General features: G+C 66.1%; 9 protein-coding genes and 2 pseudogenes. 3 read left to right on the top strand and 8 right to left on the bottom strand.

The features are described 5' to 3' along the window. Positions 1–8: 8 nt before the first annotated feature. Together ACP8JZ_RS01670 and ACP8JZ_RS01665 are read right to left on the bottom strand one after the other, a co-directional pair. The gene (locus ACP8JZ_RS01670; protein WP_306516829.1) at positions 9–1,463 is read right to left on the bottom strand and encodes a cobyric acid synthase; all 1,455 of its coding nucleotides are present in this window, start codon (positions 1,461–1,463) and stop codon (positions 9–11) included. A gap of 86 nt (positions 1,464–1,549) precedes the next feature. Continuing rightward, positions 1,550–2,461: pseudogene (locus tag ACP8JZ_RS01665) on the bottom strand (cobalamin biosynthesis protein CobD/CbiB); the annotation flags it as partial. A gap of 191 nt (positions 2,462–2,652) precedes the next feature. Between ACP8JZ_RS01665 and ACP8JZ_RS01660 the strand changes: the two are divergent. After that, positions 2,653–3,240, top strand: a complete 588-nt coding sequence (locus ACP8JZ_RS01660) for a histidine phosphatase family protein (protein ID WP_306516830.1) — start codon at positions 2,653–2,655, stop codon at positions 3,238–3,240. 31 nt (positions 3,241–3,271) lie between these two features. Continuing rightward, positions 3,272–3,658 carry a hypothetical protein gene (locus ACP8JZ_RS01655; RefSeq protein ID WP_306516831.1) on the top strand — a complete coding sequence of 129 codons (387 nt, stop codon included), beginning with the start codon at positions 3,272–3,274 and terminating at the stop codon, positions 3,656–3,658. A 474-nt stretch (positions 3,659–4,132) separates the two neighbouring features. Here the strand turns inward: ACP8JZ_RS01655 and ACP8JZ_RS01650 are convergent, their stop codons facing one another. The 5 genes from ACP8JZ_RS01650 to ACP8JZ_RS01630 form a co-directional block, all read right to left on the bottom strand. Beyond that, on the bottom strand, positions 4,133–7,051 hold the full coding sequence (locus ACP8JZ_RS01650) for a bifunctional YncE family protein/alkaline phosphatase family protein (RefSeq protein WP_484482589.1): 2,919 nt from the start codon (positions 7,049–7,051) through the stop codon (positions 4,133–4,135). 223 nt (positions 7,052–7,274) lie between these two features. After that, positions 7,275–7,880 (bottom strand): response regulator transcription factor, encoded by a 606-nt coding sequence (locus ACP8JZ_RS01645; RefSeq protein WP_306516833.1) that lies wholly within the window; start codon positions 7,878–7,880, stop codon positions 7,275–7,277. A gap of 95 nt (positions 7,881–7,975) precedes the next feature. Beyond that, the gene (locus tag ACP8JZ_RS01640) at positions 7,976–9,115 is read right to left on the bottom strand and encodes a sensor histidine kinase (RefSeq protein WP_023034972.1); all 1,140 of its coding nucleotides are present in this window, start codon (positions 9,113–9,115) and stop codon (positions 7,976–7,978) included. Positions 9,116–9,275: 160 nt separating this feature from the next. After that, positions 9,276–10,025 carry an ABC transporter permease gene (locus ACP8JZ_RS01635; protein WP_306516834.1) on the bottom strand — a complete coding sequence of 250 codons (750 nt, stop codon included), beginning with the start codon at positions 10,023–10,025 and terminating at the stop codon, positions 9,276–9,278. Continuing rightward, positions 10,022–10,963 carry an ABC transporter ATP-binding protein gene (locus tag ACP8JZ_RS01630; protein WP_484482588.1) on the bottom strand — a complete coding sequence of 314 codons (942 nt, stop codon included), beginning with the start codon at positions 10,961–10,963 and terminating at the stop codon, positions 10,022–10,024. The genes ACP8JZ_RS01635 and ACP8JZ_RS01630 overlap by 4 nt, the downstream gene beginning before the upstream one ends. Before the next feature lie 88 nt (positions 10,964–11,051). Between ACP8JZ_RS01630 and ACP8JZ_RS01625 the strand changes: the two genes are divergently transcribed. Next, complete coding sequence (locus ACP8JZ_RS01625; protein WP_484482587.1) at positions 11,052–11,579, top strand: O-acetyl-ADP-ribose deacetylase; 528 nt, start codon at positions 11,052–11,054, stop codon at positions 11,577–11,579. 180 nt (positions 11,580–11,759) lie between these two features. Here ACP8JZ_RS01625 and ACP8JZ_RS01620 read toward each other — a convergent pair. After that, positions 11,760–12,590 (bottom strand): annotated as a pseudogene (locus tag ACP8JZ_RS01620) (DedA family protein); the annotation flags it as partial. Positions 12,591–12,594: the final 4 nt, after the last annotated feature.

Below are 12,594 nucleotides of genomic sequence, written 5' to 3'. Positions count from 1 at the left end.
ACGCAGATTCAGCGCCCCAGTGTGAGCAGGGCATCCACGTCGACATGCTCGACGAGGGCGTCGGCCAAGGTGTCGATCATGGCTTCCCGACGAGCCTGGTAGCCCAGTTCGTCGGTGTGCGGACGCCAGGACGAACCGGCCACCTGGGCGGCCTGGGCCAGCCAGGTGCGCCGGAAATCGTCGTGTTCGAAGGCACCGTGCCACATCGTCCCCCACACCGATCCGACGTGGACCCCGTCGAGGAACGGCTCTGAACCGGCATCGGCAGTGGTGGTGCCGTGGTGGATCTCGTACCCACCGACCTCGATGCCCTGCCACGTGCCGTGCGAGAGGGTCAACGTCTTCTCGGCGGCGAAGTCGACATCCACCGGCAGCAGGCCGAGTCCCGGCACCTGCGCTCCCCCGGCAACCTCCTGCCCCTGTGGGTCGTCGATGGTGCGCGCAAGCATTTGGTAGCCTCCGCAGATGCCGACGACGGTGCGACCCTGCGCGGCGCGTTCGGCCACCACCTCGGCAATACCGGTGCTGCGCAACCAGGCCAGGTCGTCGATCGTCGAGCGCGATCCGGGCAGGACGACGATGTCGGCGGCGGCGCAGGTGGCCGGGTTGGTCGTCACCTGCACGTCCACACCGGTCTCACCGGCCAGGGCGTCGACGTCGGTGGCATTGGAGATTCGTGGGAAGCGCACGACGGCCACTCGCAGGGCTGTCGGGTCGACGGCGTCGCCCTCGTGACGCCAGCGTCCGACCTCCAGGGCGTCCTCGCCGTCCAACCACACCCCGGGCACCCACGGCAGCACTCCGAAACTGGGGAGCCCGGTGCGCCGGGTGATCTCAGCCAACCCGGGGGCGAGGACCGAGTCGTCACCACGGAACTTGTTGATGAGGTAGCCGGCCAGCAGAGCACGGTCGGCGTCGTCGAGCAGCCCCCAGGTGCCGTAGATCGAGGCGAGCACCCCGCCACGGTCGATGTCTCCCACGAGCACCACCGGAAGGTTCTTCTGTCTGGCCAGACCCATGTTCGTGTAGTCCCCGGAGCGCAGGTTGATCTCGGCAGGCGACCCGGCACCTTCGCAGATGACAAGGTCGTGTGCTGCGGCGAGCTCGTCGTAGGCCGCCCAGGCCGCCTCGGCAAGGGCCTGCCGCCCGGTGGTGTACTGGCCGGCCTCCAGCACTCCGCCGGGTTGGCCACGCAGCACGATGAACGAGCGCCGGTCGGTGCCGGGTTTGAGCAGCACCGGGTTCATCGCCGAGCTGGGCTGCACCCGGGCAGCGGCGGCCTGCAGGTACTGTGCCCGACCGATCTCCGAGCCGTCGGCGCACACCATGGAGTTGTTGCTCATGTTCTGCGCCTTGAACGGCACGACGTCGATCCCTTGACGCACTGCTGCACGACACAGGGCGGTGACGACGAGTGACTTGCCGGCGTCCGAGGAGGTTCCGGCGACGAGGATTCCGGTCATGGCTGTCTCCTGCCTGCTCGATGGGTCGATCGTGGAACGCTCCTCCGGGGTGCCCGTGCAGTGATCCTGCGGTATGAGCGTGCAGTTCGGTGTGCTGGTCGTGACGCGACGGACCGTGGGACGACGCCACCGTGGAACAGCACATGGGCCAGGCTCGCCAATCCGCCCACGGCGGTGAGGGTGGCTGCCCCGGTCACCAGGTTCACCAGACGGGCGGCGTCATGCACCGCCGCGGCGTCGGGCAGCGGCCCGGATCCCAGCAGTGGCCGGAACTCGACCCGGTTGCCGTAGTAGACGTTTCGCCCGCCCAGCTGCACGGCCAGGGCGGCGGCCCAGGCCGCCTCGCACCAGCCGCCGTTGGGGCTGGGATGGTGGTCGTGCTCGGCGCGCACCGTCGCCCAGGTGTGGCTGCGGTCACCACCCACCTCGGGGGCGCAGAGGGCGGCCAGCGCCCCAGTGAGACGGGCTGGTAGCCAGTTGAGCGCATCGTCGAGCTTGGCTGCGACCTTGCCGAAGTTCTCGTAACGGTCGTTGTGGTGGCCGATCATGGCGTCCAGGGTGTTGGAGCCGCGGTGCACGAGCATGGCGGGCAGTCCGCCCACCGCGCACCAGAGGATCGAGGCGACGGCGGCGTCGGACGTGTTCTCGGCCATGGACTCCACCGTGCCGCGGGCGATCTGGGGGGCATCGAGGGCCTCGGGGTCTCGGCCGCACAGATGTGGTAGACGGTGCCGTGCCGCGTCGAGGTCGCCGCAGGCCAGCACGTCGGACATGGCTCGCCCCTCACGTGAGAGGGACTGGGCTCCCACGACGGCCCAGGTGGCCACGGCGGTGGTGAGCACTCGCCAGCCCGGGTGACGTCGGGTCGCGACGTCGACGACCAGGCCGGTGACGGCCAACGGGGTGAGAGCACCAACGGTGAAGACGGCCCCACGAGGCACCGAGTCGGCGTACCACCGGCGTTCGGCACGGGAGACGGCGTTTCCGTAAACAGCCACCGGGTGATGACGCTCGGGATCGCCGACGATGCGGTCGGCGACGACTCCCGCAGCGATTCCGGCAGCCCTGCCCACCAGCCCCAGGGCGGTGCGACGATGCGGTTTCAACGACATGTGGCCAGCCTACTTGGTGCGCACCGCCGGGTTCCGGTCGCATTCGCTCCACTGCTCGCAGGGGCTACGCTCGGTGCGTGACACACATCGTCCTCGTCCGCCACGGCCAGTCGACCTGGAACCTGGAGCATCGGCTGCAGGGTCAGACCATGCACGTGCCCCTCACCGATCTGGGACGTGCCCAGGCCGAGCAGGCGGCCCGCAGGGTGGTCGAACTCGTCGCGCCGGGTACTGCCGTGATCTCGTCGGACCAGCTGCGTGCCGTGCAGACCGCCGAACCCATCGCGCGTGCCCTCGGGGTGGCCGTGGCAACCGACGCACGACTGCGCGAGCAGGCGCTGGGGCGCATGGAGGGCAAGTTGCCCGAGGAGCTCACCCCCGAGTCTGCCCCACCCGGGATCGACGTCGCCGACGTGCGCTGGGGCGGCGGGGAGTCCTTGGCCGACGTCACGGCACGGACACGCAGTTTCCTCACCGTCGATTCCCCTGCCGACGGCGAGATCGTCCTCGTCACCCACGGCGACACGATGCGCGTCATCCTCGGCGTCCTGGACGGGCGCAGCCACCGTCATCTCGACTGGGACCTCACCATCGGCAACGGGGCCGTCATGGAGCGCGAGGTGGATCTTGCCGCACTGCGTGACGGTGAGTACGACACCGAATGACACAACCAGCATATATATATATGCTGTAGCCATGATGAATTCCAACCGCCCAACCGGTGACTACTCAGTGCTGTCCTCGGGGTTGGTGGTGTTGCTCCTCGTCCTCGTCATCATCATGGCGGCCACCGGGACAAGCTTCGCGACGGCACCGGGCGGATCGGTGCTCCACACCAGTATTTTCGCAGTCGTGGCAGCGGTTGCCTGCATCCTTGGCCTCATCGCTTCAGTCCGCGGTCCCGGATCGCGCGCCTCGCGGATGGTTCACGGCATTGGCTGCGTGGTTCTCGCTGGTGGAATCGTCTCGTTCCTGGCCTTCACCGATCCGACGACGATCAATGTCTTTGGTCTGTGCGCCGTGATCGTGGGATTCATCGCCATGCTGGTGGGAACGGCCATGATTCACTCCACCCGTCGTTGAGCCTCTTGACGGTCGCAGCCTGAACGTGATGGCGCGACCGCCCGGATATCCCGTGGCCGGGGTGCGCCCCGGCCACTCGTTCGGCAGTTCCCGACAAGTACTCAACGAAGCAGGTACCCACAAGGCAGTGGTGACGATGGGCTGTGACCTTGGGCTCTCAGCGTCGGTGGCCTCGGAGCCCCAGCTTCGTGACCTGGACCCCCAGCGTCGGTGGCCTCGAAAACCCAGCTTCGGCGGTCAGCGTCTGACACGCACACCTACCGAGGCGATGAGACCCGTGCCGAGTCAAGCCGTGCCGAGGCCGGTGTGCACGTCGAGTCAAGCCGTGTCGGGTCGATGAGACGGCTCCCACCTGCCGCGCTGCACGTCCGACCAACCCCATGCACACTCCGTCACACGCACTCGGTCACACGCACTCGTGCCCGGGACCAACGGCCCCTGGCACGAATTGACGAGGGTTCGGCTCACGCCTGCTCAGCGCTCCCCCTTCTCCTCCTTCTCGTCATCGTCGTCGGCGTCGTGGTGATCATGGCTGTCGGCCTTGCCGGCCTCGGCCTTCTCCTCCTTCTCGTCGTCATCGTCATCATCCTTGCCGAGCATGACGTCGATGTCGTCCTCGTCCTTGACGTCCTTGCCGGCACCGGGCACCTGGTCAGGGGTGTAGATCGTGGAGTCACCCGGGTAGGGGGTGCGGAAGAAGTGGGCGTTGTACCAGGTGAACCGGTTCATGAGCACCGGATCGACGGAGTCCTCCTCATTTTCAGTGATGAATGGCTGATGGATGCGCCAGTCCTCCCACTTCTTGGCGATGGACTTCATGTTGGCAGGCACCGTCGTGGCAGCCCCGTCGCCCTTGGCCTTGTCAGGCCCGCAGGCCGGGGTGGGCTTGACGTTCTCGGTGAGCGGGATCTCGTTGGGCACGGCCGTGAACGGCGTGTAGTCGGGATCCTTGACGAAGGCGTCGTACATCGGGGTGGCGGCGGCCAGTTTCTGGTTCAGCGGTTCGGCACCGAGGATCTGCTGGATGGTGCGCACCACGTTGATCTGCGAGTAGTAGGTGCTGTTCACCGTGCCGTGGATCGCCCACGGGCTGATCACCTGGGTGGCCGAGCGATGCCCGTCGATGTGGTCGGCGCCATCCTGGGAGTCGTCCTCGACGACGAAGATCACCGAGTCCTTCCAGTACTTGGAGTGGGAGATGGTGTCGACGATCTGGCCAGTGGACAGGTCGGAGTCGGCCACCTGGGCGCGAGCGTTGGGAGTGCCACCGGTGTGGTCACTCGACAGCCACATCATGTTGAGGTTGGCCGGACCGTTCTTCTCGAAGTCCTGCTTCCACAACTGGACGCGGTAAATGTCGGGAATATTGGTGTCAAACTCCGGAAACGTATGCGAAGTCACCTTGTCCAAGGACGGAATCTTGGAATGATTGGAGATCTTGAGCTCAGGCGTCGTCAGCCGAGCCGGATCACTTCCACTCGCTACCGACTTCGCTGCACAATAGTAATCTTGCCATTTGGCCTCCTTGGGTTTGTCCATATCCAAAGTGAACTCCCCAAAATTCTTCACAGTGTTGCCGGCCGACTGCACCGACGTCCACAGGAACCCGGAACGCTGGTGGCCCAGCACGTCGTCCTCAGTCTCGTAGGAACGCTGGTAGGCACCGGAGTTCGTCTCGGTGTATTCCGGATCGTCGCCCTGCATGAGCCAGTTGTGTCCCTCGGCAGAGTTGGTGCCGATGTCGTAGACGTTGTCGTAGAGCCCGAACTGCTTGTTGATGAGGTGCTGGTTGGGACTCACGGCACCACCGAACTGGGCGAGCTTGGGATCGCCGTCGCCGCGGGAGTCGTCACCGTACATCTGGTCGTAGGTGCGATTCTCCTTGACGATGAGGAAGACGTGCTTGATCGTCGACAGGTCACCGACCCGGGCAGGCACCGGCACGGGCTTGGCCTTGGAGTCCTTGGACTTCGCGGTGTTGTCGTTGGTCCAGGCGTTCTGGTGGAAGACGGTGCTGGTCCACTTCTTGCCGATCTCGCTGTCGGCCGGCATACGGAACCAGGTGAGGGAGCCCGTCGTGGAATGGGTTCCGTGACCAATGACGGGTTTGGTATGCCGTCCTTCTGGGAAGAACTGCTTGAAGCCGCGGGCATCGATGCCGCGCCCATTGGTGACGACGACCTCGTCGCCGGCCATCCCCACCTCGCCGGGGAAGTAGTCGGTGGGCAGCAGACCGATGTACTTCACCGGTTCCTGAGGGTCCTTCTCATCCCAGGTGAAGGTGGCCAACGCGTTGGCGCGCCCCAGACTGACGAGGATGTGGCCGTCCTTGGTGGTGGTGACACCGGTCGGCTCGTAGCCCACCTTGGCACCTGAGTAGGGCTGGGTGGCGATCGTCTGGACGACCTTGTCGGAGCGGGTGTCGACCACTGAGACGGTGTCGGAGCCGGTGTTGGCCACCAGCAGGGCGTGGCCGACCGAGTGCATGGCGGTGGGGTGCAGGCCCACCCGGATGCTGCCGACCTTGGCATCGGGCTTGGTGACGTCGATGGTCGACAGGGTTCCGTTGGTGGAGGTACCCAGGTACGGGTCGGCCGGCACGTCGGTGCCGTAGGAATTCATCGTGTTGTCGGTGCCGTTGGCCTGGCGTCCACCCTCGTTGCTCACGTAGAGCTTGTTGCCGACCAGCTGCACTCCGCGCGGGGCGATACCGACCTGCCAGGTGTGGGTCACCTTCTTGGTACCGAGGTCGATCGCGGCAACGCTGTTCTGCCCGTTGACCGGGACGTAGAGGGTCTTGCCGTCGGCGGAGAAGGCTGGTTTGCCGGGCAACGGTTTCTTCTCACCCTGGTTCGCGAGGGTGATGAAGTCGGTACCGGTGGCCTTGCCCCTCTTGCTTAGGGTGACCAGACGTACGCCGGTGTTCTGCCCGAGGGCCACCGTCCGACCGTCGGGCGAGAACGCGGGATCGCCCTGACCGACGCTGGCGTCCTTCACCTTGACCTTGCCGATCTTGCCCACGGTGGAGACGAGCTTGTGGGTGGTCAGGGAGAACACCTGGAGGATCTGGTTGCCATCGGCAGAGGTCGCTGCCAGGACCTTGCCGTCCGGGCTGATCGCTGACCCCATGAACTTGCCGTGCTTGGTGACCAGACGCTCACCGATCGGCTTGATCACCTGGTTGTCGGAGACCTGCAGGCCGTCCTCGTACTCGCTGCCCACGTGGCGCTTGCCCCAGAAGGTGCCATTGGCGGCACCGATGGCTGCCGTCGTCCCCAACGCGAGGACGAGCGCAGCCGAGACACCGATGGTGATGTTGCGGCGCCGATGGGACGGCTTGGTGGGGTTCTGCTGGGTCTTGTCGGTCGTTTCGTCAGTGTCGGGCTTGGACACGCGCTCTGCCTCTCCGCTGCGACGGCCCCGAGGATGCTCCTGTGCAGCTGATGGTCCACGAACCTCGGGCTGGTCACGAATCTAGGAGACGCGGGAGAAGCGGTGGCACATACTCGGTGACGTGCAGATGAACAGTACGTGTCACTGCGGTTCGACAAGTGGGAACGTCGTTCTGGACGTCGGCAGCCCTGCAGATGCCACCTGGTCCTCGGACACCGTCACCTCACAGCCAGCCGCGCCCCCGCGCCGTCACCGCCGCCTCGGTGCGATTGGCGGCCCCCGTCTTGTGGATCGCCGAGGAGACGTGGTTGCGTACCGTGCCCACCGACAGGAAGAGCTCGGAGGCTATGGCCGTCATCGATGCCCCGCCCTCGACCAGCCGCAGCACCTGTTGCTCCCGCTCACTGAGCGGGTTGTGGCCTTGCATGAGGGACTCTGCGGCAAGATCGGGGTCGATGACGCGTTGCCCGGCGTGCACCGTGCGCACCATCTTGGCGAGCTGCTCGGCCGGGGTGTCCTTGACGACGAATCCGCTCACGCCAGCATCCATGGCGCGTCGTAGGTAGCCGGGTCGTCCGAAGGTGGTGACGATGAGCACCCGACAGGTCGGGGCGGTGCTCGCCAGGTGTTCGGCAACGGTGATGCCATCCATCCCGGGCATCTCGATGTCGAGCAGGCAGACATCGGGGTTGGTGCGTTGCACCATGTCGACGACCTCGTCACCCCGACCACAACTACCGACGACCTGCAGGTCGTCCTCCATGTCGAGAAGTGCCGCCAGCGCTCCACGCACCAACGTCTGGTCATCGGCCACGGCAATCCTGATCACGTCGACAAGCTTGCCATGTCCTCCGCTGCCGACCCGAGAACCTCGGGGGCACCGGCACCGAGACTCATCCCAGCAGGGGCTACCGTGCCCAGCGCTCAGCCGATCACGCCGACGCAGGTTCCGTGGCCGTCCGGGCCAGGGCCCACGGTGAGCTCTCCCCCAGCGGCATCGACGCGACGACGCATCCCCGTCAGACCATTGCCCCAGACGGCGTCACCGAGGCCCGATCCGTCGTCGCATATGCACAGCTTCTCGTCGCCGATCCACATCCGGCACTGCGCGGCCCCGGAATGTCGCACGACGTTGGTCACCGCCTCCCGCAGCACCCACCCCCGTACCGAGTCGAAGGTGTCATCCTGGGAGGTGTCCTGGGCAGCCGCACTGCGGTGGTCCTCCACCTTCGGCTCGATCCCGGCTGCCTGCAGCGCGCTACGCGCCACCACCAGCTGGGTGTCCAGGGACACCTCATGCAGTTGACTCACCAGCTCGCGCACCTGGTGCAGGGCAGTGCGCGCCAGGTGCTGCACCTCCTGGGCCTCGGTCACGGCCTTGTCGGGTGAGGTGTGTATCAGTCGTTGCACCAGCTCCGCCTTCATCGCCGTCACGGTGAGGGTCTGGCCGAGCAGATCGTGCATGTCCGAGGCGATTCGTTCCCGTTCGGTGAGCCGGACGACCATCTCCTTGTCGGCGCGCAGCTGGTCCTGCACATGCCTGCGATATCGACTGAGCAGTCCGGTGACGGTGACGATGGCCGCGGAGACCGCGACGCTGAACAGCCACCCGCTCGGCAAGGTGCCCGTCCACCAGATGCCCAGTCCGGCAATCACTCCCGTGGCCCAGTTGAGCGCCGTGACGACGTACGGCAGTGTGTACGCCGCGTAGGCGATGATGAATGGGAAGAGCGCGACGGCGGCTCCCACTCGAACCAGTCCCAGCGCCACCACGAGGACCCACAACAGCCCGAATCCTCCGATCGCCCCACGCCGCACGAACCGCCGTGACGCCCACAACTCCGCACCGTCCGGATTGACGTAGAACATCCACAGATACGTCACGGAGAACGCGGCGACGCACGACAGCCCCAGCGCCAGCTGCCACGTCGGTACCGCTGGCGGCTCGAGCAGACCAGCGACCGCCAGGATCTCGAAGACCATCCAGACTGCCGCGTAGAGCACCGACTGTCGGCGCTCCCGAGCCATCGGCAGGGGAACCTGCTGCGTCGAGACCAGCTTCATGCTTTCCTCTCATGGGTGTGCACCGTGGACCATCTCAGCATGATGGACGGCAGGGCACGCGGCCAAGCGGGGCCCTGCGCCACGACACACCGGGAGCAGGTGCTCCGAGACCGGCGACCTCCACAGCAGCTTGGTCGCCGGTCAGGGCAAGGGGTCACGCTCAGCGGTCCTGATGACGCCTGCTGGCCAGGAAGGCCAGGGCCATGAAGACGACGGCCCATCCCAGCACACCGCCGATTCCCCACCAAACGGAGTCGTGGACGATCTTGTCACCATCGGCGATCCATCCGCCCTCCACCGGCCAGCGTGCCAGCAGATTGGGGCCGTACAGCGGGGTCCAGTGGGCGAATTTCAACAGGCCACCACTCAACGGCGAGAAGGCATTGCCGACGAACGCTGCGGCAACGACGATGAACGACGCCACATTGGACGCGGAGTCGCTGCGCATCGCCATGCCGACGGCCAGACCGAGCATGCTGAACGGCAGGGTGCAGATCCAGCACAGCAGGGGTGAGGTGAGCCATCCCCAGCCGTCGATCCGAGCCCCGGTGAGGGCCCCCGCGATGAAGACCAGGGCGATCGGGGCTATGGCCACCAGCTGGATCGCAATCGTCTTGGCGGCGATGTACCGCCCCGGGGTCATCGGTGTCATGGCGAGTTGCCGGTTCCAGCCACGGCCCTGTTCGTGGGCCGACTCGGCGGCAAGTGCGGTGACGGCCAGCAGCGCGCCGTAACATCCCATCGACGCCATGATGAGTGCACCCACGTTCCCGTGTGCGACCTCCTCGGACGAGTAGTCCTGCAGCGGTCCGAAGAGGAGGTACATGCCCAGGGGCATGATGATGGCAAAGATCACCGTGCCGGGGTCGCGCAGCATACGGCGCAGGTCGAGACGAATGTAGGTCTTCATGATTGCTCCTCATCGCTGGTGAGTTGCACGAACACGTCCTCCAGGCTGTTCGTGCTGATGCGCAGGTCGTGTGCCGTCGTGTCGTCGAGCAGGAAACGGGCGAGCTCGTCGGAATTGCTGGTGCGTACCTCCAGACGGCTGCCCTCCTGGTTCACCTCACTGGTACCGGGGAAGGACCGCACTCGCTCAGCAAGGTCTGCCGCCTCATCGGTCGTGAACTCGACACGCGACCCGGCCACCAAGCCTCGGATCTCGTCGACGGGGCCATCGGCGACGATGCGTCCGTGGGCCATGAGCACGACTCGCTCGGCGAAGACGTCGGCCTCGCGCAGGTAGTGGGTGGCGAAGACGATGGTGCGGCCCTGCTTGGCCTGTTCGCGCATCTTCTGCCAGAAGTGCCGTCGCGCCTCGACGTCCAGACCGGTCGTCGGCTCGTCGAGGATGATGAGCTCTGGCTGGCTGACCAGAGCCATGGCGAAGCGCAGCCGCTGCTGCTGGCCACCGGAGCACTTCTTGACCTTGGTTCCCGCGATGTCGGCTAGATTCCATTCCTCGATCATCTGCGCCACGTGATCACTCGCGCCGTGTGCGGCGGCAATGACCTCGAGGGTCTCGCGCACCGTGAAGTCGGGCAGGAGACCGCCACCCTGGAAGACGACACCGACACGGCCACTGCGTGCCGCGTCCTGCGGAGCGTGGCCGAGGATCGACACCGTGCCGTGGGTCGGTGCGATCATTCCCAGGATCATGTCGATGGTGGTGCTCTTGCCGGCCCCGTTGGGGCCCAGCACTGCGACGATGCTGCCGGTTGGAATGGTCAGGCAGACGTGGTCGACGGCTCGGAGCGGTGAATGGCCCGGACGTCGAAAGGATTTGACGAGGTCATTGACCTCGATCGCGTTGTCCGTGTGCCCAGGACGTGGCGTGGCTGACTTCATGATGTCAATGGTCGTCGGATCCGCGCCGTGACACCATGGTCACACGTCAGGACTTGGGCATGACAATTGTCATGGGAAGGGATCGACCATGAGCGCCGCACAGCTGGACATCGTCGGAGCCGACATCACCACCCTGGCGGTGGACGCCGTCGTCAATGCCGCGAATCGCGCCCTGGCAGGCGGTGGCGGGGTGGACGGCGCGATTCACCGTGCTGCCGGGCCGAGCCTGGCCGCACAGTGCCGGGAACTGCGCACGACCCAGCTACCAGATGGGTTGCCCACCGGCGACGCCGTCGCCACCGACGCCGGAGACCTGCCGTGCCGCTGGGTGATACACACCGTCGGGCCGATCTGGAGTGGAACGGTGCATGATGAGCAGCTGCTGGCCTCGTGCTACACGAGGAGCCTCACCCTGGCCGAGAACCTGGGAGCTCACAGCGTGGCCTTCCCGACGATCTCGGCAGGGGCGTACGGCTGCCCGATGGACGTCGCCACTCGGATCGCGGTTCGGGCGTGCGGCACGTTCGCCGCCGACGTCGTGGCGCGGGTGCTGCTCGTGGCGTTCAATGACGACGCCGCACGAGGCTATCGTGCGGCGCTCGACGAGGTGGAGTGACTCTCAGTCCGGGTTCTGCGCCCGGCGAGGAGCTCGGGACATGACACTATCCTGGGAGTCCCCGACTCCGGAGGCTTCTGCCGCGCGGGCGCTGCCGCCAGCCTGCACCGCGTCGGATCGCCCGGACCCGGGGTCGTCAGCCGTGTGCCCGGTTCCAGCCTTCCGACTGGCTCCGCCCTTGGCGTTCTTGGCGGAGCGTCTCATGATGATGACCACGACGACGGCAACCAAGCCAAGGGCCACCCAGTTGGCGATCTTGGCATAGCCGTTGAGCACGTCCACTGCCGGGTCGCCGATGGCGTAGCCAGCCAGGATGAATCCACCGTTCCACACCGTGGCGGCCACGAAGTCGAGGATGACGAATCTCAGGATCGACATTCCCGACGCCCCGGCAAGGACGAAGATCACGGGCATGAGTGGCAGGGGGATGGGAAGGTAGGCCACGAGGATGCCGAGCCACCCGAGTTTGATGGCCCACCGTTCCATGCGCTCGTAGTTCTTCGCCGATCGTTCCGAGGCACCGGCCCAGACCTCGATCATGCCGCGTCCCCACAGCTTGCCGGCCCACCAGTACACCCAGTCGAGCTTGATGGACATGAGCGAGCCGAGCAGCATCCACCAGTACCAGTGTCTGGCCTTCCCCACCGACACGAGGGCGCCGGTCGCAGCGGCTCCGGTACGCGACCCGGTGACTCCGAGCAGCACCTGGGGGCTCAGGCCGAGCAGCCAGCCACGCAGGGGGAGCATGGCCAAGGAGAACAGCCCCAGGAATCCGATCCAGCCCATGCACCAGTAGTCGGACTTGCCCGGCTTGTGCTTCCACGGCATTCCGGGGTCGTCCCACCAGGGGCTCTCGTCGCCCGGATCGTCATCGGCCCTGCCATGCAGATCATCTGCAGAGGTCGCATCGGTGCACGTCAGGTCGTCACGCGGATCATCGGTGCACGTGTCGTCCCTGTCCTCGCGGATGTCACCGGGCGAGGAGGATGACGGCTCCGGGGCATTCTCCATGAGG

The sequence above is a fragment of the Cutibacterium sp. LaCa_286 genome, from assembly GCF_057198075.1.
This window is presented reverse-complemented; position numbering and strand designations above follow the sequence as displayed.